The following is a 26,021-nucleotide window of genomic DNA, read 5'->3' on the forward strand; positions in this document are numbered from 1 at the left end:
TTTTTATTTTATTTGAATTTATACAATATTGTAAAGATTCCTGTCATCCTGAGGCCTTAGCCGAAGGAACCACAATATGCTACAATATCAAAAAACCCACAAGAAATAAATATGAGCAAAATAGACATAGAATGGGAAATATAAAAGATCAATATTTACAAGAAAATCATAAAGTAGGGTAGAATGATTTATTTTTACAGATTTTTTCCAAACTTTTCCAAAAAAGAAAAAGTTTTACAGAGGAACTTTTGCAAAATATTTACCAAATTTTAGATATTGGTGAAAGTGAATTGATAAAATATATATTTTGATTCTTTTATGATGATATAATTAATAAAAAAGGATACTTTATGATTATGGTGACCAATAATAATGCAAAAATTTTTGAAGTGGATCCAGAACTTTTTAATGATGTTATTATTTTTCTCAAAAAACTCGCAAAAAAGAAGAAAAAATCGTTTACATACATCGATGATTTAGGTGACATTGTAGTGGTAGAAGGAGATAAAGAGTTTATCATCCCTACAAAAGAAGATATAAAAGCTCTCATACAGAAGCAGGAATATTATGATGAGAATGAAGTCAAAAAATTGTTATGTATAAAATAAAATATAGCAAACAGGTCATAAAATTTTTGCAAAAGCAGAAGAAGGAAATAGTTCAAAAAATTATTTCAATATTTGATGAATTGAAGCATGAAACAGATTTTGATAGATTTGATATTAGAGAGTTAAAAAGTTTTCAAAATGTTTATAGATTACGCATTGGTAAATATAGAATAATATTTAGAGTGCTAAAAGAAGAGCTTATTATAGAAGTTATCAAAGCTGGAAGTAGAGGTGATATTTATAAGTAATTATAAAGTTTTTGATCTTTCGCATCGTTCAAGATGATGAGATCTTCACATTCGTTTAGGATGACTCACTCCCTGTCATCCTGAGGCTTTAGCCGAAGGATCTATTCAATATGCTACAATAATAAAAAACCACCAGAGCGAAATATGAGCAAAATAGATATTGAAAAACTCAAAAATGAGATTGTTGAGCGACTCAAACCACTCGATCCAGATAAAATTATCCTCTTTGGTTCCTATGCCTATGGTGAACCAAACGAAGAGAGTGATATCGATCTCTATATTGTGACGAAGGATGAGTATATACCCAGAAATTTCAAAGAAAAGAATGAACTCTATTTAAAAATAGCTCGATTATTGAGAGATTTGAGAAAGGATATTCCTATGGATATCATAGTACATACCAAAAAAATGTATGAAGAATTTGTGAAACAAAATAGTAGTTTTTATAAATATGAGATTCGACGAGGAATACGCTTGTGAAACAGCCACTCTATTATGAATGGATTAAAGCTTCCTATGACGATCTTAAAGTTATTTCAAAAATCATAGATTCACCAGATTTAACACACATGATTGCATTTCACGCGCAACAATCTATAGAAAAATCCTTCAAAGCTTTAATGGAATACAAAAATATAAGAGTACCCAAACAACATGACTTGATAAAATTAAAAGAAGCTGTTTCTAACGATATTTTTGCAGATGATGATTTACTTGATACTTTAAATCAACTCTATATAGATTCAAGATATCCTGGGGATATGGGACTTTTACCTTATGGTAAACCAACACTCGAAGATGCAAAAGAGTTTTATAAATTTGCAAATGATATATTTGAGCAAGCTATCCGAATTATTGGGATTGAGAAAAATGAGTTGTTATAGATCTCTCGCTTCACTCAAGATGACCGATAAATCCCTGCACTTTACTTATATTCGTTTTTAAAATATAATATTTCAAAAACGAAAGTTTAATATGTTTGTAGATAGAGAAAAAGAATTAAAGATTTTGGAAAAAGAGTATAACCATAAAAATTTTCGCTTTTGCATCATTTATGGACGCCGTAGAGTTGGAAAAACAGCGCTTATCCAGAAGTTTCTTTCCAAAAAAAAAGGTATTTACTTCTTGGCAACACTCGAAAATGAGCATTTGCTGCTTGAAAAATTCAAAAATATAGTAGCAGACTATTTTGCAGACGAATTTTTGCGAAAAGTTACAATTGGTAGTTTTGAAGAGCTTTTTCTCTATATTGTTCAAAAAAACCAAAAAGTTACAATCGTGATAGATGAGTTTCAATATCTTGCAAAAGTAAATCCGGCGATTGCATCAATTTTCCAAACTATTTGTGACAATTATCTTAAATCAAGTAATATTTTTCTTATTCTTTGTGGTTCTATTATATCATTGATGTATAGGGAAACTTTGGCATATTCGTCACCCCTGTATGGTCGAAGAACTTCCAATATTAAACTCTCTCCCTTGCAGTTTATCTATATCGACAAATTTTTTCCAAAAAAGACAAAGCGAGAACTCATAGAAATTTACAGCATCCTTGGTGGCATACCGAAGTATTTGGAGATTTTCGTGGATTTTGGAGATATATTTGCCGCGATTGAATCCAATATACTCGATCGCAATGCCTTTTTGTATAATGAACCCTATTTTCTCCTGCAAGATGAGATTAATGAACCTACGACATATTTTTCTATTTTGGAAGTGATTGCCGCTGGAGAGCATAAAATTGGGAATATAGCAAAAAGATTGCAAAAGCCCGTACACAATTTCACGACTTCTTTGCAAAAACTGATAGATCTTGAAATAATAGTCAAAGAGGTTCCAATTACCGAGACAAATCCACAAAAAAGCAAAAAAGGACTCTATTTTATTAAAGATCAATTTTTGCGGTTTTGGTTTGCATTTGTATTTCCCTTTAAATCCTATTTGGAGATGGGAAACAAAGAGTATGTTATAAAAAAAATCAAAGAGAGTTTCGACCAGTTTGTATCCAAAACATACGAAGAGTTGGCGATAGATTTTGTTAAAGAGCATTTTTCATTGATAAGATGTGGCAGATGGTGGAGTAAAAATGAAGAGATTGATCTTGTTGGAATAGGGGATGATTACTATCTCTTTGGTGAATGCAAATGGCAAAAGAGAAAAGTCTGTATGGATGTATACCAAAAGCTGGTACATAAATCAGCATTGATAGAATATCCTCAAAAAAAATATATTCTCTTCTCCAAAAGCGGCTTTACTCAAGAGCTGATTGATTTTGCACGAAATAATCCGGAAAGATTATTTCTTGTGGAAATTCTTGATTTTATTCGTTTTTGAAATATAATTTTTTAAAAATGCAATAAATACTATAAAATTTCTCTGTCATTTTAAAGTTTCTCCGATTCCGTCACACACATTCTGCGTCTCTATTCCCGTCATCCTGAGACTTTAGCCGAAGGATCTATACCAATATGTTACAATAATAATAATAAAATTGATCAAAGAATCAAAATGAATAAAGAAATCTTACAAAAACTCAAACAACTCAAGCCTGTATTGAAAGAAAGATATGGTATCGAAGAGTTTGCTCTTTTTGGTTCACAAGCTAGAGAGGATTATACATCCTATAGCGATGTAGATATCGTAATACTCAAAGTTACCCAAAAAAATTACTTCAAAAGAGTCAAAGCAAAATATTTTTTGGAAAAGGAGCTACAAAAAAGCGTTGATATTGGTTATTTTGATTCAATGCGAGAGCCAATAAAAAAATTTATAAAGCAAGATATCATATATGTCTAAACGTAATAGTGGACTTTTGCTTTTTGATATTTATGTTGCAATTTTAAAAATACAAAAACATGCTAACAAATTTTCCAAACCCCAAGAATTACTTCATTCATATGTCGATTGGGATGTGGTGATTAGAGAATTTGAAATTATTGGTGAAGCAACCAATGCTCTCATAAAGTACTCTTATTTTGATGAATCAAAAAGAGTAATTGTGGATTTTAGAAATGTTTTAATCCACGAATATTTTGGCATTGATTGTGTTGAAGTCTGGGATATAATTACAAATTATTTACCTTCTTTTAAACAAGAGATTGAAGAAAAGATTCTACAACTATCCCATGAATCATTTCACGGACTATTAGAAAATATAATACAAGAAAATAGTCATATTTCTTATATAGTCAAAAATCTACAAAATCTAAAAGAGAAGTATATTTTTATTTAGTTTAATTATCTGTCATTTTCCAATTTTCATCTCCGTCATCCTGAAGGAGCGTAGCGACTGAAGGATCTATCTTGTCTATCAGCCAATATAGATGTTTCGTTTCACTCAACATGACGTTACTACTATAACACATAACCAAAATTTAACATTCCATTTGCTACAATATCATCAAAAATTTAAGAGCCAAAATATATGACAAATATAATCCTCAGTGGTGGAAGCGGTACGAGACTTTGGCCTTTGAGTCGCAAACTCATGCCAAAGCAGTTTTTACAGCTTTTCGATAATAAATCGCTTTTTCAAAAGACACTACAAAGAAATGCACCTTTAAGTGATAAAATTCTTATCATCTCCAACGAGGAGCAGTATTTTTTGGCTAACGATCAAGTCGATGAGATAGGAATAGATCCAGATGGCTATATCCTCGAACCTTTTGGCAGAAATACCGCAGCGGCTATTGCTTTTGGTGCGATGAGTGTGGATGAAGATGAGCTACTTTTTATCACTCCAAGCGATCATTTAATCGAAAATGAAGAAAAATATCATGAAGCAATCCAAAAAGCAAAAGATTTGGCCAAAAATGGTGGGCTTGTAACATTTGGTATCAAGCCTACTGAGCCACATAGTGGCTATGGATATATCGAAGCAGATGGCGAGAATGTGGTAAAGTTTCATGAAAAGCCTAACAAGCAAAAAGTCAAAGAGTATCTTTCCAAAGGCAACTACTTTTGGAATAGTGGGATGTTTTTATTCAAAGCTGGTATCTACCTCGAAGAGCTGCAAAAATATGCATTAGAACTTTATGAAAATGCGAAGATGGCCTATGAAAAAAGCAAGATTGATGGGAAAATTCACCGTATAACTCCAGAGTTTATGGAAAAGATCCCAGATATCAGCATAGACTATGCCATAATGGAAAAGAGCGATAAAATCAAAATGGTGCCAAGTGAATTTCGATGGAGTGATGTGGGAAGTTTCGATAGCCTTACTAAACATATCGATACTAAGACTAATAACATAGAGATAGAGAGTGAAAATAACTTTTATTATAGTGACAATGACAAAAAACTCATAGCTACCATTGGCATGGAAGATCTTATCATTATTGATACTAATGACGCTCTGCTCATTGCCAAAAAAGGAGAGACACAAAAAGTCAAAGAGCTTGTAGATAAAATCCAAACTTCTCATCCAGAACTTCTCAACGCACATACCAAAGTCCATCGCCCATGGGGGACGTATGAAGTTCTCGTAGAAGACAGTGGCTACAAGATCAAACGTATTGAAGTCAAACCTGGCAAGAGACTCTCACTCCAAAAGCACTTCCACCGCAATGAGCACTGGATAGTAGTGAGCGGTACAGCAGAAGTACAAGTAGGAGATGAGCACTATCTGGTGCGAGCGAACGAATCGACCTATATCAAGATGGGAGAGATCCACCGTCTCTCAAATCCTGGTAAAATTCCTGTCGTACTCATCGAAGCACAAGTAGGCGAATATACTGGTGAAGATGATATTGTGAGAATTGAAGATGATTATGCTAAGAATTGTTTAAAATGAAAAAGATCCTCATAGTTTTTGGTACACGCCCAGAGGCTATAAAAATGGCACCGGTGGTAAAAGCTTTGCAAAGCCAAAAGAGTTTTACTACAAAAGTTTGCGTCACGGCACAGCACCGTCAAATGCTTGATCAAGTACTAAAACTCTTTGAAATAGCACCAGAGTATGATCTTAATATTATGAAGAGTGGACAAGATCTCTATGATGTTACTTCAAATGTGCTTTTGGGTGTAAAAGAGATACTTGATGACTTTCAACCAGATATTGTTCTAGTACATGGAGATACAACAACAACATTTGCAGCGAGCCTTGCAGCATTTTATCAAAAAATAAGAGTTGGGCATGTAGAAGCAGGTCTGAGGACATATAATCTCTACGCTCCCTGGCCAGAAGAGGCAAATAGAGAGCTCACAGGAGTACTGGCTACCTATCACTTCGCACCAACAAAGAGTGCTAAAGAAAATCTTATAAAAGAAAATAGAGATCCAAAAAATATTATAGTAACTGGTAATACTGTGATTGATGCACTATTTTTGGCACTCAAAAAAATAGAAAATGATAAAAATCTTCAAAATAAAATCATCAATGCTATCAATCGACAATATAAACTACAAGATAATAAAAAGATCATTCTTGTTACAGGACATAGAAGAGAAAATTTTGGAGAGGGATTTAAAAATATTTGTGAAGCTTTAAAAACTATTGCTCTGCAAAATCCACATATCGATATAGTCTATCCCGTACACCTCAATCCAAATGTACAAAAACCAGTAAAAGAGATACTCTCTCATATTGCAAATATCCATCTCATTGAGCCACTATCCTATGAAGAGTTTGTCTATCTTATGGATAGATCATACTTTATCATTACAGATAGTGGAGGGATACAAGAAGAGGCTCCATCTCTTGGAAAACCAGTACTTGTTATGCGTGAGACGACAGAGAGACCAGAAGCAGTAAAGGCCGGAACCGTGAAACTAGTCGGAACTGATAAAGAAAAGATAGTCAAAGAGGCGCAAAAGCTCATAGACGATGAGCAAGCATATGAGAAAATGGCAAAGGCTCACAATCCTTATGGAGATGGAAGGGCAAGTGAGAGAATCAAGGAGTTTTTAAAAGGAGTGAAAATTTAATGACTGATAAAAAAATTTGTATTTTAGGATTAGGATATATAGGACTTCCGACTTCAGCATTATTGGCAAGCAAAGGATATGAAGTTCATGGAGTAGATATTAATCAAAATGTAGTTGATACGATAAATAAAGGAAATATCCATATAGTAGAACCAGAACTTGATACCTTTGTAAAAGCAGCTATTAATAGTGGTAAATTAAAAGCGGATACTAAACCAACTTATGCAGACGTATTTATGATAGCAGTTCCTACACCTTTTTATAAAAATAGTTATTCTCCAAATATTGATTATGTAATTTCGGCTACTAGATCAATTGCCTCTTATATAAAAGAAGGAAATATAGTTATTCTTGAATCAACTTCTCCTGTAGGAACTACCGAAGAAGTAGAAGAAGTTTTAAGAAATGAAGGAATAGATACTTCAAAAGTCTATATTGCTCATTGCCCAGAAAGGGTATTGCCAGGTCAGATAATGAGAGAATTAGTAGAAAATGACAGAATAGTTGGAGGATTAACGCCAGAAGCTACTAAAAAAGTGGCAGATTTTTATAGAAAATTTGTTCAAGGTGAAGTACTTGAAACTGATGCAAAAACAGCTGAATTGTGTAAGCTAACAGAAAATAGTTTTAGAGATGTAAATATAGCTTTCGCAAATGAACTTAGTATGCTTTGTGACAAATTTAGAATAAATGTGTGGGAACTGATTGAATTAGCAAATCGTCATCCAAGGGTAAATATATTAAAACCTGGAGTAGGTGTTGGAGGACATTGTATCGCGGTTGATCCTTGGTTTATTGTTCATAGTGGAGGGGATAGAGCAAAACTTATAAAAACGGCAAGAGAAGTAAACAATTATAAAACGGAGTGGGTAATAGAAAAAATAAAAAATGAAGTTTTAAAATTTGAAAAAGAAAATGGTAAATTGCCAAAAATTGCATGTATGGGTTTGACTTTTAAACCAGACATAGATGATTTAAGAGAATCACCGGCTTTATATATTGCAAGAAGATTGAAAGCTGAAAATTTCAATATTATTGTAGTTGAGCCAAATATTGAAGAGTGTAAAGAATTTGAATTAGTGAATTATCAAGATGCTATAAAAGAAGCTGAAATTATAGTGTTTTTAGTTGCTCATAAAGAGTTTAAAGATTTAGATATTCCTAACGAGAAAAAATTTTTAAATTTTTGTGGAATACAATAGGAGTTTATAAATGATGAAAAAAGTATATGTAGGAATGATAGCAGATCTGTTACATGCTGGTCATATAAGAGTATTAAAAGAAGCTGCAAAGTATGGAGAAGTAATTGTAGGACTTTATACATTAAAAGCGTGTGGGGAGATAAATGATATTCCTTATTTAGATTATGAAAAAAGAAAAGAAGTTTTGGAAAATTTATCATTGGTAAAAAAAGTAATTCCGCAAAATAGCGCAAGTTATAAGGAAAATTTATTAAATTTAAAACCAGATTATGTAGTTCATGGAGATGACTGGATATACAATCATCAGAAAAAATATCGAAAAGAAGTTATAGAAATACTAGAAAAATGGGGAGGAAAGCTTATTGAAATCCCTTATAGCTCAGATATTAATGATATACAAATTAAAGAACAAATGAGAAAACTTGGTATTACTACTACTGCCAGATTAGGGAGATTAAAAAAATTACTTGAAGCTAAACCCTTATTAAAAATAATGGAAGTTCATAATGCTTTAAGCGGATTAATAGTAGAGAATATAAAAGAAATTTCGGAAGATGGAGAAATGCTAATATATGATGGCATGTGGTCTAGTTCTTTAACAGATTCAACATCAAGAGGAAAGCCTGATATTGAAGCAGTAGACACAACGGCAAGACTTACTACCATTAATGAAATATTTGAAGTAACAACAAAACCACTTATATATGATGCTGATACGGGGGGCAAACCTGAACATTTTAAATTTACAGTAAAAAATCTTGAACGAATTGGAGTAAGTGCTGTTATCATAGAAGACAAAACGGGATTGAAAAAAAATTCTTTATTTGGCACAGAAGTCCCCCAAACACAAGATAGTATAGAAAATTTTTGTTATAAAATTCAAGTGGGGAAAGAGTCTCAAATTACAAAAGATTTTATGATAATTGCACGCATAGAATCTCTTATTTTAGGTAAGGGTTTGAATGATGCTTTAAAAAGAGCTTTTGCGTATATAGATGCAGGAGCAGATGGAATAATGATTCATTCAAGGAATAAAGAGCCATCCGAAATTATAGAGTTTGTAAAACAATTTCGGAAAAAAGATTTGTATACTCCAATTGTTGTTGTTCCAACTTCTTTTAATTCCGTAACAACTGATGAGTTTGAAAAAATGGGTGTCAATATTGTTATTTATGCAAATCATATGTTAAGGGCTGCATATCCTTGTATGGTAAAAGTAGCAAAATCTATTTTGAAACATAAAAGAAGTTTAGAAGCAGAGCCATATTGTATGCCAATAAAAGAGATACTAAATCTTATACCAGGAACAAAATAATGCTAAATACAAAAAATTTTGTGAAAAAATTAATAGAAAAAGGATATACACATTTTTGTGTAGTTCCTTGTAGTTTTTCAAAATATATTATTAATGAGGCTATTAATAATCCAGATATTGAATATGTGCCTTGTGCAAGTGAGGCAGTAGCTTGTTCAGTAGCAGCTGGATTAAAAATGGCAGGAAAGAAACCTATAGTTTTAATTCAATCAAGTGGACTTACGAATATGGGAAGTTGTATTACAAGTTTGCTTAAACCATATGGTATAACTTTTCCAATTTTGACAAGTTGGAGAACATATAAAGAGGGAGATAGTGAAATTCAGCATCAGCATTTAGCGACAGAACTTCCAAAATTAATTGAAGCATATGGATATGAGTATTTAATTTTAGATAATGAAAATTTAGAAAACGCCTTAAATCAAATTGATATTTTTGATCATACATATACAATAGGAGTTATAAAAAAAGATAGTTTTTCAAAAGTTGAATTAGAAGACGAACATAAATTAGATTTATCTTCTTATCCTTTAAGAAGTGAGTATTTATTAAGTTTAAATGATAAATTTAAAAATACTGATACTCTTTTTATAGGAACAACTGGAAATACTGCAAGAGAGATGTATCATTTTATGAAGGATACAAATAATTTTTATATGGTAGGAAATATGGGAGGAGCGTTAAGTTTAGGACTTGGGGCTGCAAAAGCAGGTAAAAAAGTAATAGTGTGCGGAGGAGATGCAGAATTTGTTATGCATATGGGAGGTCTTACTACTGCTGGAAGATATAAAGATGAGATTGATTTAACTTACATATTGTTTGATAATGAGTCAAATAAATCTACAGGAGGACAAAATAGTTATCAACAACATGTGGATTATATTGGGCTTGCTAAATCTTCAGGGTTTGATGTATATGAAAATGTTATAAATTCTATTGAAGAATTTAACAGAGTAATAAAAGGCTATTCAAATAAAAAAGGAACAAAATTTTTACACGTAAAATGTGGATATGATGATGTAGTCCCAAGACCACCTGTTGAAGCAATAAGAGTTAATAAATTTAAAGGTAATTAGATGATAAAAACAGCAGTAATTTTAGCGGCGGGGCTTGGTAGTAGATTAAAAGATAAAACAAAAACAAAACCAAAAGGTTTTTTAGAGATAGAAGGTATATCTCTTATAAAAAGGTGTATTCATAATTTATTAGAGTGTGGAATTGAGAAAATTTATATAGGGACAGGGTATTTAAGTGAATTTTATGATGAGTTAGCTAAAGGATATTCTCAAATTGAAACTATAAAAAGTGATAAATATAAAACAACAAGCAGTATGTATACTCTTTATAATATGAAAGATAAAATAAAAGAAGATTTTTTACTTTTAGAATCTGATTTATTGTATGAAAAAAGAGCTTTAACTAGTTTAATAAATGATGATAGAAAAGATATTGTTTTAGCAAGTGGTAACACAAATTCAAATGATGAAGTATATATAGAAGTTGATGAGAATTGTAATTTAATAAATATGTCTAAAAATAAAGAGGATTTAAATTTTATATATGGAGAATTAGTAGGAATATCAAAAATATCTATTAATAGATATAAAGATATATGTAGAATATTTGATTCTTGTGATAATCAAAAAATAGATTATGAATATATTTTGGTTGAAAGTTCAAAAGAAAAACCTATTTTTGTAAAAAAAATTGATGATTTGATTTGGTGCGAAATAGATGATGAAAATCATTTAAAAAGAGCTATTAATAAAATCTATCCTAAAATAAAAGCAAAAAGTTTATCTATAAAAAGAAATATTCTTTTAAATCCAGGACCTGCAACTACAACAGATACGGTAAAAGTATCTCAAGTAGTTCCAGATATATGTCCAAGAGAAGAAGAATTTGGTCAAGTTATGGAAGAAATTTCCAATGAATTAACTTCAATTGTTGCAGATACTGATAATTATACAACAGTTTTATTTGGAGGAAGTGGAACAGCGGCGGTAGAGGCAATACTTACTTCTATAATTGCGGATGATAAAAGTGTGCTTATAGTTAATAATGGAGCTTATGGTAAAAGAATGTGTCAAATTGCTGATAGATATAATTTGAATTATATAGAGTTTAAAAGTTCCCCAATAGAACCTATAAATTTAAATTTATTAGAGAAAGAAATAAAAAAATGTGATAATTTATCGCATTTAGCGGTAGTACACAATGAAACGACTACAGGTCTTTTAAATAATATTGATGAAATAGGAAGATTGGCTAAAAAATATAATCTTGAATTAATAGTAGATGCAATGAGTTCTTTTGCAGCAATTCCAATAAATATGGAAAAACAAAATATTTCTTATTTAGCTGCAAGTAGTAATAAAAATATTCAAGGAATAGCTGGAATTGGATTTGTTATAGCAAAAAAATCTTCTCTTGAAAAATTAAAAAATGTAACTCCTAAAACGTTTTATTTAAGTCTATATGAACAATATGAATATTTTAGAAAAACAAAACAGATGCGTTTTACTCCACCAGTGCAAACTTTATATGCATTAAGACAAGCAATTATAGAAGCAAAAGAAGAAGGAATAGAAAATAGATATAAAAGATATTCAAAATCTTGGGAAACTTTAATAGAAGGATTAAAAAAATTAGGTTTAAAATATTTAGTAGAAGATAAATATCAATCTAAAATCATTACTTCTATTTTTATTCCAGATGGAGTTGATTTTAATGATATGCATGATTATTTTTATGAAAGAGGTTTTACTATTTATCCTGGAAAAGTAAGTGAATTTAATACTTTTAGAATTGCTAATATTGGAGATATTGATTATAGAGATATTGAAAATTTCTTAATATTATTACGAGTATATCTGAATAAAAATGTTAAATAAAATTAAAAAGATTGTAATAGGTTTAGTATCATCTATCTATTTAAATATGAATTTATTCTATTATAAATTTTTTAAAAATAAAAAAATAGTTATTTTTAGAGTAGATTCTTATGCTCAAATTACCCATATAGAAAGTGTATTTAATAATTTGAAAAAAGATAAAAATTTTAGATTGTTTTTATTAATTAATCCCCTTTTTTTAAATGAAGCAAGAGAAAAATTTTATAAATATAGTTTTAATAGTTATGCTACAAATTTGATTTTATTTTATGATATTTTTATAGGAGTAAGTCCTGTTATGAGAACACCTTTAATTGGAAAAAAAAAGAGAATTTGTTCATTTTATTGTCAACCTAGTAAAGGTATAGAATATAAAGATATGAATTTTAAAGGTTATGATATCCTATTTTTTTATGGTCAATACATGTATGACTTTTATTTAGAAGAAAAAGAGAGAATTTCTAAATTAAGAGAAAAAAATTACAAAATATTTTTTACTGGGCAACCTAAGACTGATAGTTTTTTTAAACTTACAAAAGAAAAAGATAAAAGTTTTTTTGTTGAAGAATTGAATTTAAATCCGAGAAAAAAAACTATTTTATATGCACCCTCTTATGAATATTGTTCTTCTATAGAAACAAATGGAGAGGAAATTATAGAAGCATTAATAAATACACAATTAAATATAATAGTTAAACCGCATCCCATGATTTTTGATTCTAATTCTGACCATCATAAAAATTGGTATAATAAACTTATTAAATTAGAAAATCAATATGAAAATTTCTTATTTTATAAAGATAAAAATATTGATGATGCTCTTTTAGCTTGTGATATTTTTTTGACAGACTATTCTTCTGTGACTTTTGATGCAGTAGCAATTGATAAAAAAATTATCCACTGGTATTGTCCAAAATTTTATTATGAATATTTATCAAAAAGATATGGGATCGATGGAAATTTGGCTAATAAAAAGTTATGGGGAAATGTAGGAAGAGGGATAATTAGTTATGAGGTAAAAAATATAGATGAATTAAAAAATGCTATTAATAGTTATCTTATTGGAAAAGATCCATATAAAGAACAAAGGAAAGAGCTGGATAAATATTTATTTGCCAATAAAGGATATGCAACTGAAAAAATGGTAGAAAAAATTTATGAGTTATTGAATGAATAGAAAAGAATATAAGATTTTTAAAAAAAACATTTTTTATAGTGCAATAAGTTTTTTTTTAAGAATATTCGTAAATGTTATTATTTTTCTCTTTATAGCAAAAGCTGATTTTGTAAAAGTTAGTGATTTTGGGCTTTTGAATTATGCTATTGGATTAGGTATTATTTTCACTTTATTATCTGATTATGGAATAGAAACATATGCTATTAGAGATATTGCAGCTGGAAAAATAAAAATAAATGAATATTCTTATATTTTTTCTTTTAGAGTATTTTTGTCCATAATTAGTTTTTTATTATTTTTAATTTATTGTTTAATCTTTAAAGTAGAAGGCTTTATTTTTGTTTTATTAATAGTAATATCTTTTTATTTTAATTTTTTAACTAGAACTGTGCAATTATTTTTTCAGGCAGTAGAAAAATTTTATTTTGAAACAAAGAGCAGAATTTTAGAGAATTTAATTTTAATTTTTTTTATCTTCCTTAATATTTTTTATTTTAAAAATTTTATATTATTTGGATGGTTATTTTTTATATCAAGGCTGTTAGGGTTTTTATATACTTATAATTTATTTAAAAAAGAATTCGGATTTTATTTAAAGATAAAGTTTAATAAATTTAAAGTAAAAAAATTTTTTTTTAAATCATTTTCTTTTGCTCTTTTAACAATATTACCTACTTTTATGGTAAGTTTAGATGTAGTTTTAATTAAAAATCTTATTAAAAATACTATTAATTTTATTAATACACAAATAGCTTATTATAGTGCTTCTGTAAAACTATTTGTAATTTTTACTTTCATAGCAGGTGTTTTTCAAAAAGCCCTTTTGCCCCAATTATCAAGATTAAAAAGGAATAAAGAATTGTTTTTTAAAAGCATTCATTTATTAAATAATACATTATTAAATTTTAATTTAATAAGTGCAATATTCATTTTTATATATGCAAAAGATATAATTACACTTTTATATTCTCAAAAATATATTGAAGCAGTGATATTTGTTAAATTGGTTGCAATAATCATTGTTTTAAGAACAAGCGCTGCTTATTGTTTATATTTTACTATTTTAGATTTTTTACGAATAAGAATATACAGTTCTTTAATTTTATTAATATTGTTTTTATCATTTAGTTTTTATTTTATTCCAAAATACAATGGAATAGGGGCATTATTTGCCATGATAATAGGTTATATTGGTAACTGGATTTATATTTTTTATCAAATTTATAAAAGAAAAGAAGACCTTTTTTTGGGTTTAAATAAATTGTTTACAATTTTAAATTGTTTGTTTTTCTATTTTTTATTAAAATTTTTATCTTTTAGTTTTTTGAATGCCATAATATTAAGTATTTTATATTTAGTAGTTATTTATTACATATTATTAATAAGAAAAGGAGTTCGAAATTTTTAATTCAAAAAATAATATTTTATTTAATAATTTGAACAAATTTATTATTGTTTTACCAATTTTATTATTATTTTGTGGAGGAATCATTTCTAATTATAACGAAAATCTATCGGTAAATATCAAATTATTAGCATTGGTTTTAATGATATTCAATATTTTTGTAGTTAATAAATATAATTTAAAAATATTTTATCTTTTTGTTGTTTTTTTAAGTATTTTATTTATTAATATACCAATTTCTTTTAATATTCTAGCAGCTATGGAATCATTTTTGAGATTTTTATTTGTTCCTATATTTTTATTATATGGATATGTTTTTAGAAAAAGGATTGATTTATTTATAAAAATCATTATTTTTATTGCATTGATTTCAGATATATATCAGATATTAATTTATATAGATCATTTTATTGGCTCAAATTTTTTTTGTATAAGAATGAAAGATGGTGGATATATAATAAATAGTGGACTCTTTGGTATATCTAATGCGATTATTAATTTATCAGCATTAGTCTTAACAATAAATTTTAATTTTAGTAGGTATAGAATATTTTTGATTTTTTATTTTTTTATATTTACTTTTCTTACGTTTTCTTATAAAACAATACCTTTTTTATTTTTATCTATATTTATTTTTATGAGAAAAAATTATTTGATGAAATTATTTATTATATTTGGTATAATATTTTCAACATTTGTTATGTATAATTATATTGCAGATATGACTGAAATTTTAATAAGAAAAATAAATGTTTATATTTTGGTTGGTAATTCTGCAAGATTTGAGTCATATAGGGTAATGTTTGAATTTTTATCAAAGTTTGATTTTCTAGGAGAAGGATTAGGCTCTTTTGGAGGGGCTGCATCAAAGAAATATAATTCGCCAATTTATGAGAAATATGATTTTAATTGGTATTATACTCCTGATTTAAAAACTACAGATACATATTATCCTCATTTATTTGTTGAGTTAAGTTGGATTGGAGGAATAGTTTATCTTTTAATGTTATTGTTACCGATTATTCAAACTAAAAATAAAAAAGCTAGAAAACTTAACACATTTTTATTATTTTCTTTATTATTTGATTCTTTGTTTTCATTTGGGTTAAATAATATGGTAATGTTATCATGCACAATTTTATTATTTTATGGAGTTAATTATAAATACGAAAGGAGTATTTATTAAAAAAATTTTGCTTATCAATAACGGTTTTCCATCTAGATTAAATCCCCAATATTCTACATACATCAAATGTATATACAAATGTTTGATAGAAAGTGGATTTAATGTAAGTTTGTTGGTTTTAGATACAAGTTTCAAAAATCATAAAGAGAAGTATTTGAAATATATAAATTATTATTATAATCTTCTCTTTTTTAATTATTCCAATTATGATCATATTTATATTCATAATTATCCATATTCTTTTTTACCATTAATAAATAAGTTTAAAGAAATGAAAAAAATAACTATTCATTGGCACGGAACTGATATATTTTCCCCAACGAAAAAAGGTTTAGTTTTAAACCATATTTCTTATAAATTTATTCCTAAAACTTGCCAACATATTGTACCATCAAATTATTTTGCTGATAAAGTTAGTGAAAAATTAGGTATTAAAAGGGATAGAATATTTGTTTCTCCAAGTGGAGGAGTAGATACTAATATTTTTAAACCTAAAAAAAAGAAAAGAGAAGAAAAAGAAATTATTTTAGGTTTTGCTTCTAGTATGAGAACAGATAAAGGGATAGATTTGGTATTGAAATTAGTTCAAGATAGTAAAATGATACAAAAAAAATTGGATAAAAAAATAAAATTTATTTGTATTAAATATGGATTAGAAAAAGAACTTTATTCTAAGGAATTATCTAAATATAATAACGTGGAGATAATCTCGCCTTTGCCAAAAGATAAAATGATTAATTTTTATCACCAAATAGATTTGTTGCTATTACCGACAAAAATGCCTGAGAGCTTAGCATTAGTAGGTTTAGAAGCAATGAGTTGTAATATCCCTGTGATTGGTACTGATGATTTCGCTTTAAAAGAATATATTATTAATGATGTGAGCGGTGAAAGATTCGAAAAAGATAATTTCGAATCTTTTAAAAATGCAGTTATAAAAGCTATTCAAAATATCAAAAAATATTCTCCAAGAAAAATAGTTTTAAGTAACTACAGCAAAAAATATGTTATTAATCAATATAAAAAATATTTTGGAGAAATATAATGGAAAGACATAAAAATGTATCATTTGTATCACAAGATTTTATGTGTACTGGATGTGGAACCTGTGTAGCCGTATGTCCGCATAATGTTATTAGTATGGAATTAGATGAAAAAAAAGGAGTTTATCAATCATATGTAGATTTACAAAATTGTACTAATTGCACTATATGTCTAAAAAGCTGTCCACCAATTACTTGGACAAATGAAAAAAAAAATAATAATTCTAATGAGATAATTGGAAATTTTTTAGCCTCGTATGCAACTTATAGTAATAATAAAAAAATTAGAGAAGATTCTGCTTCAGGCGGTTTTATTACAAGTTTATTGATTTTCTTATTAGAAAATAGACTTATAGATGGTGCAGTAGTAGTTAAAAGAGATAAAAAAAATCCTCTGATTAGTAAACCTTTTATAGCAACAAATGTACAAGATTTAAAAGATGCAAAAGGTTCTAAATACTCTCCAGTAAAATTTGATGAGATAATAAAAGAGATTTTAAATAGTTCATATTCAAAGTTGGCTGTAGTAGGGCTTCCTTGTCACATTGAAGGAATTGCAAAAGCATCGAAAAATAATAAAAAACTAAAAAATGCTATAAAATATAAAATTAGTATTGTATGTGGACAAAATCCTAGTTTTTTAAGTTATGAATATATTGCAAAAAAATTTAATATAAGTTTAAATGATATAAAAGAATTAAAAAATAGAGGTGATGGCTGGCCTGGTTTTATGCAAATAAAAACTAAAGACCGCGATATTAAAATTCCCTATGGAAGTAAGTATTCTATGGGAATGGTATTATCTTCACCTCTTTTTACTCCTCTATCTTGTCAAATGTGCGTTGATCCTATTGGCTTTGAAGCAGATGTAAGCGTAGGCGATGCTTGGCTTAATAAATATATGAAAGAGAAAAATGATGGGGTAAATTTAATATTAGTGAAAAATAATGGAATAAACAATGTATTGCAACGAATGAAACAAGAAGGTGTTATTACTCTATTGGAAGAAACAGTAGATAGTTTTATTAAAGCAAATGAAAGTATGATATATAATAAAGTTATATTGAACAAATATAAGATAAGGTTATTTGCAAAAAATTACAATCTCTTTTCGCAAAACTTTAAAATTAGTAAAAATTTGACATTTTCAGAAAAAATGAGATCATTAATATTCGTATTACACTTAAAAGTAATTAAAAAATTAAATTTAAAAAAAATTATTCCATATATAAATGATATTGTGTTATTTTATTTAAAAATTATAAATTTATTAAAAAACATGAAGGATTAAATTATGAAAAAATTATTAATTATTCAAAATTATAATGCGAATAAAGGTGATTCTTCAGTAGTTCATACAATGAAAAAAATAATTTTAGATAAAAATCCAAATATTGATATAGCTTTGACGTCGTATGATCCTTCTTTTGCAAAAGAAGAGTATAAATTGAATTCTGCTGAATGGTTAATAAATTTTAGAAATATAAAATTAGCTGAGTCAAAAATAAGAAAAATATATTTTTTTTTAAAGGAATTTTTATGGATCATCTATTCAGTAGTATGGATTGTATTCTATAAAGTAAAAATAAAATTACCAATACCAAAATTTAAAAGAGATACAATAGAACTATATATCGATAGTGAAGTTGTTGTTTTACCAGGAGGGCATTTTTTTACAAACTTAAACTCTTTTCCTGTTGTATTTTCTCATTTTTATGGATTGTTATTTGCAAAGTTAATGGGAAAAAAGACAATGATTTTTTCTCAAACGATAGGTCCCTTTTTTGGTAAATTTAGAAAGTTAACTGAACTAATGACAAATTTTATAATAAAAAAAACGGATATAGTAACTTTGAGAGAAGAAGACTCATTGCAATATTGCAAAAAATATAAAAATGTATTTGTAACAGCAGAAACAGTTTTTGCATTACCTACCAATAGAAAGTTAGCTGAAAAGATTCATCAATTAAAAAACTTGAAAGTTGATGAAAGAATGATAATTGGAGTTACAATTCATCATATATATTTTAAACATTTTTTTAGCAAAGATGAGTATTTAAAAATTATGTCTAATATTTTCGATAGAGTCATTGAAAGATCAAATTGTAATATACTAATTATACCTATGGAAGCAAGTTACCATAAAGGTGGAGATAGACCTATAGCAAAAGAGATTAGAAACTTATGCAAAGAAGAAAAATATGTTCATATTCTTGATGGTGATTTAGATCCCATTATAACTTCTTCAGTAATAGCAAATATGGATATTTTTATAGGTACTAAAACTCATTCTATTGTATATGGATTAAAATCATTTGTTCCTACTATATCTATTTCATATCAGCAAAAATCAACTGAATTTATGAAAATGTTTGGGGTTGAGGAAAATGCTATTAACTTAAAAGATTTAAATATTGAAAAATTTATGACCATATTTAATAGAATATATGAAAATAAAGAAAAATATTCAAAAATTCAAAAAATAAATTACGAAAAAGTAAAAAATAGATCTTTACAAAATTTTAAATATTTATTATCTCTCTTTAATAAAGGTAGGTAATGAGGAATATAAATATAGAAGAAATTTTACAAAAATTACAAAAATTTATTGAAAAAGAAGATTATAAAGGTTGGGATCCGTATGATGCACTAAATAGTAAATTAATAAATAAAATTACTTCTTTTCATCCTTTTGCACAAAGGGTAGCAATTCACCTTTTAAAAAATTCACCAATTAATTTAAGAGATTTTTTTAAAATAGAAAAAGATTATAATCCAACAGCACTTTCATTATTTATAGATGGATATGTGAATATGTATCATATTTATGAAGATAAGCAATATTTATATAAAGCAGAAATTTTAAAAAATAAATTATATTCTTTAGCTTGTATAAATAACGAAACTGAAATAGGCTGGGGAAGGAATTTTAAATTTATCACGACAAAAGAAACACATGAATTAAATAAACCTTTAACATTTTTGAATGCCAAGTTAACACTTAGTTTATTAAATTTATATGAGATTACTAAAGATAACTTGATAATTGAAAATACAAAAAAAGCAATATTTTCAATAATAAAAAATGGAAAAGTTTTTAAAACAAAAAGGGGAATATTTATTGGCTATTCATCAGATAACAATCCTAGATTTATTTACAATGCTTCAATTTTAACTTCTGAATTAATTATAAAATATCTTTTTATTACAAAAAAAGAGGATGAAAAAATTTGTGATTTTAGTATTAAAAATTTAGCATATGAATTAATAAATACAATTTTAAAAAATCAAGACATTGATGGAAAATGGTATTATGGGTTTACCAATGATTTTAAAATCTTAAAAAATATTGATTTTCATCAAGGGTTTATAATAGATTCTTTATTGGAAATTAGTAAATATACAAATTATAGAAAAAATGATATATTAAAAGCTTATAAAAATGGAATAAATTTTATGATCAAAGAACAAATTACTGATAATGGAATATTCAAATGGAGATTACCTAAAATATATCCTATTGATATACATAATCAAGCACAAGGTATTATATCTTTATCTAAAGCTATCAGTAAAATTGATTGTCAGAAATTAAATAAAATTTTAGAATATACTATAGATAATTTTTATAATAAAAACGAGGGATATTTTTATTATCAAAAGCATAAATTCTATAAAATAAAAATTCCTTATATTAGATGGGGAGAAGGATGGATGTTTTTTGCTTTAAGTGAATATGTAAAAAATAAAAAACAATTGGAAAAAAAATGTGCGGAATAGTTGGAAGTGTAAATAAACCTTTTGGAGATGAAATACTTAATTTAATTGATCATAGAGGCCCTAATGATAGAGGAATTGAAAAGATAATAATTGAACAAGCTAATAGTAAAAAAACAAAGATTTATTTTGGGCATACTAGACTTTCTATTCAAGATTTATCACTAGCCGGACATCAACCAATGTATAGCCATTGTGGAAATTATTTAATAATTTTTAATGGAGAAATTTATAATCATTTAGAACTTAGAAAAAAATTACCAAATATAAATTGGAGAGGACATTCAGACACTGAAACTATTATTAATTATATTGCAGAATATGGTATAGAATCAGTACAAGACTTGAATGGGATTTTTGCTTTTGCTGTTTTGGACATTTTACAAAGAAAACTTTACCTTGTTAGGGATAGATATGGGGTTAAGCCTTTATATTATAATAATAATGATAATAATAATAAATTTGTTTTTAGCTCAGAAATTAAACCTTTAAGAAAATTGATTCCATCCAAAATAGATTTAGAAAATTTAGCAACTTTGTTAAAACTTCGTTATAATCCAGCTCCAACAACATTGTATAATAATATAAGGAAATTACGACCAGGTCATATTATAGAATATGACATCCAAACTTGTAATTTTAAAATATATCCATTTATATCACCTGTATATGAAAATAAAAATATAACATTTAAAAAAGCTTTGCAAAATTATGAAGAATTATTTGAACAAGCAGTTAAAAGACAACTTCTTGCAGATGTAGAAATTGGCGTACTATTAAGTGGAGGAATTGATTCAGCTTTAATAGCTTATTATGCTCAAAAATATAGTGATAAACCTATTAAAACTTTTACAATAGGTTTTAATGAAAATGATGACAGTGATGAAATTTTAGATGCTAGGAAAACAGCACAAATTTTAGGAACTGAACATAATGAAGTTAGAATAAATGATGAACAATTCGAAAATATTTTTCAACAATGTATAGATATAGTTGAAGAACCTTTAGGTACAACTTCAATTATACCTATGTATTATCTAAATAAATTAGTTGCTGATCATGGGATAAAAGTTGTGCTGACTGGTCAAGGTGCGGATGAACCTCTTGGTGGATATTCTCGTTATTTAGGTGAGATGATGTATGGTAAAATTCCACCATTTTTAATAAGACTATTTAAACCATTTAGTAAATTTGTAAAAAATGAATCTATTTATAGAGCTATAAATTCTCTTGGAGAAAAAGATACAATAAAAAGATGGGAATTTATTTATTCACTTTTTAGTGATAAAGAGATTAATAATCTTATAAGTATAGAAGATAAAAAAAGTTATGAATTAATAAAATATTTTTATGAATTGCTTGATGGTAAAAATAAAGATAATGTAAATGCTATGATGTCTAATGATATAAGAATGAATCTTTGTGATGATTTGCTGTTGTATACAGATAAAATTTCAATGCATTTTTCTATCGAAGCACGCGTTCCTATGCTGGATAATGATTTGGTGGACTTTATTGAATCGTTACCTTTAAAGTATAAAATTAAAGGGAAAGAACGGAAATATATTCATAAAAAATTTGCGGAAAAAGTATTACCAAAAGAAATAATATATAGGAAGAAAAAAGGATTTAAATCTCCTACTGAAAAATGGTTTAAAGAAGAAAGAGGTTTAAAATATAAAAATTTATTGAAAAATAAAAATGGTTTATTTAGCAAATATTTTAATACGGAGGAAGTTGCCAAAATATTTGATTTACATATGAGAGGTACTCGTAATATGGAAAAGCAGTTATTTACTTTAATTTCAATTTTTTATTGGATGGAAAAAAAATGCAGAGTAAGTACGTGAATGGTTATAAAATATATGCTTTTAAAAATAAAAATGAAATATTAAATTTTATAAATAATAAAAAAGCATTGCTTATTGCAATGAATGCTGAAAAAATACTAAAAAATGATATAAAATTAAAAAGAATTGTCAACAAACATATTGGCTATTCAGATGGAATTGGTGCAGTGTTAGCATTGAAGCAAAAAGGTTTAACAGCAAAAAAAATAGCTGGTAGTGAGTTATGGTTGAATATAATCAGTAAATACCATAAAAACAAGACATTTTACTTAATAGGTTCTACAGATGAAGTTATTGAAAGAACTGTTATTAAATTGAAAAAAAATTATCCAAATATCAAAATATTAGGTTATAGAAATGGTTATTTGAAAGATGGAGATAAAGATAAACTTATAAAGACCTTACAATATTCGAAACCAGATATAATATTTGTTGCCCAGGGGAGTCCCAAGCAAGAATATTTAATGGATGAACTTTTTAAAATATATCCAGCTTTATATATGGGACTTGGCGGGAGTTTTGATGTTTACTCTGGTTTAAAAAAAAGAGCTCCAAAAATTTTTTTGAATGCACATTTAGAGTGGTTATATAGGTTAATTAAAGAACCCACAAGAATTAAAAGACAAGTTAAGCTAATTAAATTCATTATATTTTTATTATTTAAGAAAATGTAATTTAAGTTTGCGATATTTTATTAAATACCAACTACAAAAACATAAAATTACTATAATTTGCACTAAATCACTCCAATAAAAGATTATCGCAAATAACATAGATATCGAAACTCTTTTAAGAATATAAAGAGATGTTTGTGGATTGTTTTGAGTAAGATTTTTAAAAATGAGTTGATGGAGATGATTATTATCGTGGAGTGTTGCTTCTCTTTTTTCTAAAAATTTCCTACGATAGATGCTAAAAGTTACTTCAAATGCTGGATAGATAAGAATTCCAAGTGGATACCATTGTGAGACTTGTTCAGGATAGTGTTGATGAAGCACAAGGGCAATAGTAGCAAGAGTAAAACCCAAAAAATATGCTCCACCATCTCCCAAAAAGATTTTGCCTTTTGGAAAGTTGAGAGCGAGAAATCCTATGAGAGCAGCGATATTGATGATGATAAGCTCTAGTAGCACCATATCATCTACTTTGAAAGCTACATATCCTAGTGATAAAAATGCAAGAAGAGAGAAGCCTCCAGCCAAACCATTGAATCCATCGATGATATTGATGGCGTTGATCACACCGGTGATAGCTATAATGCTAAGCACTGCTCCGATCCAATATGGGATCTGAATGTCAAAGCCGATGCTATCTATTACAGCACCAAGCAAAAATACCGCTAAACTTGCTGAAATGACTTGAAAGACAAGTCTCACCTTTGGAGAGATGGAGCTGAAATCATCCATAAGCCCAGCAAAAAATGCCGGAAAGCTCGCCAATAAAAATTTCCAGCCTATGGGGTTGAATATAGCAAGGAGATTGGTTAGGTATATGCCTATACCTCCGGCTCTTGGAGTTGGAGTTTCGTGAAATAGCTGAGGCTTGTCGGTAAGCTCATCCACAAGAAATCCTTGACTTAGGCTTTGTCTAATGACATGTCTATGCATGAGAAAAGATATGAGCACTCCCAGAGCACTCAGCCAAATGGCTGTGGAAATAATAAGAGAGGAGTGCTGTTGAAGAGTAGGGAAAATTTGCGTAAATTTTGCTATGACGAAATTTTTGATAAAAGAGATATTTGCGATATGAAAAGGAAGGAGTAAAAGCATTAAAATAATAGTGTAGCGTAAGATTTGTGCAAATTTTATCTGGATTGCTTGAGTGAAGCTGTAGCTATGCGTGAGCTCAGCTGCCATGAAGACCATAAGCCAAAAGATAATGGCCACTGGCTGTGTATATGTAATGACTTGGACATTACCATAGATAAAAGCTGCTAAAAGTGAAGCAAAGATGATAAGTCCTATGATGGAGACTTCAAGTTGCGGCTGGGTGAGCTCCTTTTTTATGAGTTTATAAAAAAGTGAGAAGAATAGGGTTATGAGAAATATAAGCCCAAATATCCCTTTGCCCACTAATGTCTCAAGATAGATATTATGGGCTGTACCAAATGCTCTTAAAGGAAGAGTGTTTGTCTTATCATTGTGCCATTTGGCATCTTTTTGGTAGTAGTAAACTTTGTACTGCCAGCCAAAGCTATCCCCTCCAGCTCCAAAGAGAGGATTTTCACTATAGAGCTTGAATGCTGGAGGCCAATGCTTGAGTCTGTCGTTTGCCTGAGTGATCTGTTTGGCTTTTCCTGTGGCTTCGATGACACTTTGAGCAAAATTTTGCTGATTGATATGTTTGATCCCATAGACGATAAGAACCGAGAGTGAGACTGTGAGAGGAATGGTGATAAAGACTTTGAGCCAATATTTACGCAAAAATGTCTTAAGCTCTATGAAAGAATCTTTGGTTTTTGCAAATATATAGTAGACCATTACCCAAATAATAAAAAGAATAGGTGGATAGGTGATCCACGCACCTCTCTCCATTGCCAATATAAGCCCAACTTCTCCAATGATGAGTAAAAGGACAAGGATTGCGATCGCATACCAGGTTTTGCGAAAAAAGAGCAGTATGACTGCCAGAAGCGGCATCATAAGTGAGAGATACTGAGCTGTCCATGTGGAGTTTGGGAAAAAGGAGACAAATCTCAGTCTGGATACAGGATCAGTTTTTCTAAAATTATCGAGTTCAAAAATACCAAAAAAATCTAGATATCCAAAAATGATAACCAAGAACCATCCAGCTATGAGTGAGAGCAAGATATTTTTAAAGATTTGAAGTTGATTAGAAGGCTTGGTGATGCCGTAGATATAGAGACCTATAAGTATTGCTTGAAATAAAAAGATTTGCGAAGAGATGGAGTAAAAAAGTGTTGTTTCCCCCACTGGTAAAAGCTGTTTGATGACATAGAGGGGATCTTCTGTAATGCTATGCTTGATGGCTCCCAGGATTGGAAGTCCTATGAGGCTGAGCAGCGATACAACCGCAAAAAGAGCTACAAAAAGGGTAATCGCATTTGGCTCTATAACTTTAGCCCAAAACCTTTTGCAAAGTTTTTCGTTTTTGTAAAGATTGCTGTAGAGCCCTATGATGATAGTGGCTGCTAAAAAATAGAGAAAATGAGCCTGCGTATCGGGAGGCCTCGAGCCAAATATGGGCATAACTGCGAGGAAAAAGTAAAGAACTTGCAAAGGATAGAGATATGCCAAAAATCCTATATACGAAGCTATTATGACCCACCAAAAGGGGAGATTGAAAAGACCACTGAGAATAATCCACCCTTGTGTAAAAAGGATGAAATAGAAAAAATATTTGATAAATTTTTGCATTAGAGTTCTTTAGA

23 protein-coding genes are annotated in these 26,021 nt (G+C 28.3%); 22 read left to right on the forward strand and 1 reads right to left on the reverse strand.

Translation table 11 applies throughout. From position 1 onward, the window contains the following. Positions 1 to 350 precede the first annotated feature (350 nt). The 22 genes from JG738_RS04610 (at position 351) to JG738_RS04715 (ending at position 23,304) form a co-directional block, all read left to right on the forward strand. On the forward strand, positions 351 to 608 hold the full coding sequence (locus JG738_RS04610) for a hypothetical protein (protein ID WP_201338581.1): 258 nt from the start codon (positions 351 to 353) through the stop codon (positions 606 to 608). Continuing rightward, entirely contained in the window at positions 596 to 856 is a 261-nt protein-coding gene (locus JG738_RS04615) for a type II toxin-antitoxin system RelE/ParE family toxin (RefSeq protein ID WP_201338582.1), read from the forward strand. Before JG738_RS04610 ends, JG738_RS04615 begins: the two co-directional genes overlap by 13 nt. A 144-nt stretch (positions 857 to 1,000) precedes the next feature. Next, on the forward strand, positions 1,001 to 1,336 hold the full coding sequence (locus JG738_RS04620) for a nucleotidyltransferase domain-containing protein (protein WP_201338583.1): 336 nt from the start codon (positions 1,001 to 1,003) through the stop codon (positions 1,334 to 1,336). Further along, positions 1,333 to 1,740, forward strand: coding sequence for a HEPN domain-containing protein (locus JG738_RS04625; RefSeq protein ID WP_201338584.1), 408 nt, complete (start codon positions 1,333 to 1,335; stop codon positions 1,738 to 1,740). Before JG738_RS04620 ends, JG738_RS04625 begins: the two co-directional genes overlap by 4 nt. Before the next feature lie 91 nt (positions 1,741 to 1,831). Then, positions 1,832 to 3,190 carry an ATP-binding protein gene (locus JG738_RS04630; RefSeq protein ID WP_201338585.1) on the forward strand — a complete coding sequence of 453 codons (1,359 nt, stop codon included), beginning with the start codon at positions 1,832 to 1,834 and terminating at the stop codon, positions 3,188 to 3,190. Between the two features lie 174 nt (positions 3,191 to 3,364). Next, entirely contained in the window at positions 3,365 to 3,652 is a 288-nt protein-coding gene (locus JG738_RS04635) for a nucleotidyltransferase family protein (RefSeq protein WP_201338586.1), read from the forward strand. Next, on the forward strand, positions 3,645 to 4,088 hold the full coding sequence (locus JG738_RS04640; RefSeq protein WP_201338587.1) for a DUF86 domain-containing protein: 444 nt from the start codon (positions 3,645 to 3,647) through the stop codon (positions 4,086 to 4,088). The genes JG738_RS04635 and JG738_RS04640 overlap by 8 nt, the downstream gene beginning before the upstream one ends. 192 nt (positions 4,089 to 4,280) lie before the next feature. Then, a complete protein-coding gene (locus JG738_RS04645; protein ID WP_201338588.1) occupies positions 4,281 to 5,648 on the forward strand; it encodes a mannose-1-phosphate guanylyltransferase/mannose-6-phosphate isomerase in 1,368 nt (455 codons plus the stop codon). Next, positions 5,645 to 6,781 carry a non-hydrolyzing UDP-N-acetylglucosamine 2-epimerase gene (wecB, locus tag JG738_RS04650; protein WP_201338589.1) on the forward strand — a complete coding sequence of 379 codons (1,137 nt, stop codon included), beginning with the start codon at positions 5,645 to 5,647 and terminating at the stop codon, positions 6,779 to 6,781. Before JG738_RS04645 ends, wecB begins: the two co-directional genes overlap by 4 nt. Then, a complete protein-coding gene (gene wecC / locus JG738_RS04655) occupies positions 6,781 to 7,983 on the forward strand; it encodes a UDP-N-acetyl-D-mannosamine dehydrogenase (protein WP_201338590.1) in 1,203 nt (400 codons plus the stop codon). The genes wecB and wecC overlap by 1 nt, the downstream gene beginning before the upstream one ends. Positions 7,984 to 7,993: 10 nt before the next feature. Continuing rightward, positions 7,994 to 9,298 (forward strand): phosphoenolpyruvate mutase, encoded by a 1,305-nt coding sequence (aepX, locus tag JG738_RS04660; protein ID WP_201338591.1) that lies wholly within the window; start codon positions 7,994 to 7,996, stop codon positions 9,296 to 9,298. Then, complete coding sequence (locus tag JG738_RS04665) at positions 9,298 to 10,374, forward strand: thiamine pyrophosphate-dependent enzyme (RefSeq protein ID WP_201338592.1); 1,077 nt, start codon at positions 9,298 to 9,300, stop codon at positions 10,372 to 10,374. Before aepX ends, JG738_RS04665 begins: the two co-directional genes overlap by 1 nt. Next, complete coding sequence (locus JG738_RS04670; protein ID WP_201338593.1) at positions 10,375 to 12,192, forward strand: 2-aminoethylphosphonate aminotransferase; 1,818 nt, start codon at positions 10,375 to 10,377, stop codon at positions 12,190 to 12,192. Further along, positions 12,182 to 13,369: a CDP-glycerol glycerophosphotransferase family protein gene (locus JG738_RS04675; RefSeq protein WP_201338594.1), complete on the forward strand. Its 1,188-nt coding sequence runs from the start codon at positions 12,182 to 12,184 to the stop codon at positions 13,367 to 13,369. Before JG738_RS04670 ends, JG738_RS04675 begins: the two co-directional genes overlap by 11 nt. After that, positions 13,362 to 14,777 (forward strand): oligosaccharide flippase family protein, encoded by a 1,416-nt coding sequence (locus JG738_RS04680; protein WP_201338595.1) that lies wholly within the window; start codon positions 13,362 to 13,364, stop codon positions 14,775 to 14,777. The genes JG738_RS04675 and JG738_RS04680 overlap by 8 nt, the downstream gene beginning before the upstream one ends. 28 nt (positions 14,778 to 14,805) lie before the next feature. Then, complete coding sequence (locus tag JG738_RS04685; protein WP_201338596.1) at positions 14,806 to 15,960, forward strand: hypothetical protein; 1,155 nt, start codon at positions 14,806 to 14,808, stop codon at positions 15,958 to 15,960. Between the two features lie 82 nt (positions 15,961 to 16,042). After that, the gene (locus JG738_RS04690) at positions 16,043 to 17,005 is read left to right on the forward strand and encodes a glycosyltransferase family 4 protein (RefSeq protein WP_201338597.1); all 963 of its coding nucleotides are present in this window, start codon (positions 16,043 to 16,045) and stop codon (positions 17,003 to 17,005) included. Continuing rightward, complete coding sequence (locus JG738_RS04695) at positions 17,005 to 18,294, forward strand: Coenzyme F420 hydrogenase/dehydrogenase, beta subunit C-terminal domain (protein WP_201338598.1); 1,290 nt, start codon at positions 17,005 to 17,007, stop codon at positions 18,292 to 18,294. Before JG738_RS04690 ends, JG738_RS04695 begins: the two co-directional genes overlap by 1 nt. A 3-nt stretch (positions 18,295 to 18,297) precedes the next feature. Further along, positions 18,298 to 19,563: a polysaccharide pyruvyl transferase family protein gene (locus tag JG738_RS04700; RefSeq protein WP_201338599.1), complete on the forward strand. Its 1,266-nt coding sequence runs from the start codon at positions 18,298 to 18,300 to the stop codon at positions 19,561 to 19,563. Beyond that, the gene (locus JG738_RS04705; protein ID WP_201338600.1) at positions 19,563 to 20,783 is read left to right on the forward strand and encodes a hypothetical protein; all 1,221 of its coding nucleotides are present in this window, start codon (positions 19,563 to 19,565) and stop codon (positions 20,781 to 20,783) included. The genes JG738_RS04700 and JG738_RS04705 overlap by 1 nt, the downstream gene beginning before the upstream one ends. Next, complete coding sequence (gene asnB / locus JG738_RS04710) at positions 20,771 to 22,630, forward strand: asparagine synthase (glutamine-hydrolyzing) (protein WP_201338601.1); 1,860 nt, start codon at positions 20,771 to 20,773, stop codon at positions 22,628 to 22,630. Before JG738_RS04705 ends, asnB begins: the two co-directional genes overlap by 13 nt. Further along, entirely contained in the window at positions 22,612 to 23,304 is a 693-nt protein-coding gene (locus JG738_RS04715) for a WecB/TagA/CpsF family glycosyltransferase (RefSeq protein WP_201338602.1), read from the forward strand. Before asnB ends, JG738_RS04715 begins: the two co-directional genes overlap by 19 nt. Here the strand turns inward: JG738_RS04715 and JG738_RS04720 are convergent. Continuing rightward, the gene (locus JG738_RS04720; RefSeq protein ID WP_201338603.1) at positions 23,287 to 26,007 is read right to left on the reverse strand and encodes an O-antigen ligase family protein; all 2,721 of its coding nucleotides are present in this window, start codon (positions 26,005 to 26,007) and stop codon (positions 23,287 to 23,289) included. The genes JG738_RS04715 and JG738_RS04720 overlap by 18 nt on opposite strands. Positions 26,008 to 26,021: the final 14 nt, after the last annotated feature.

It is taken from the genome of Nitratiruptor sp. YY08-26, assembly GCF_016593215.1.
Classification (GTDB): domain Bacteria; phylum Campylobacterota; class Campylobacteria; order Campylobacterales; family Nitratiruptoraceae; genus Nitratiruptor; species Nitratiruptor tergarcus.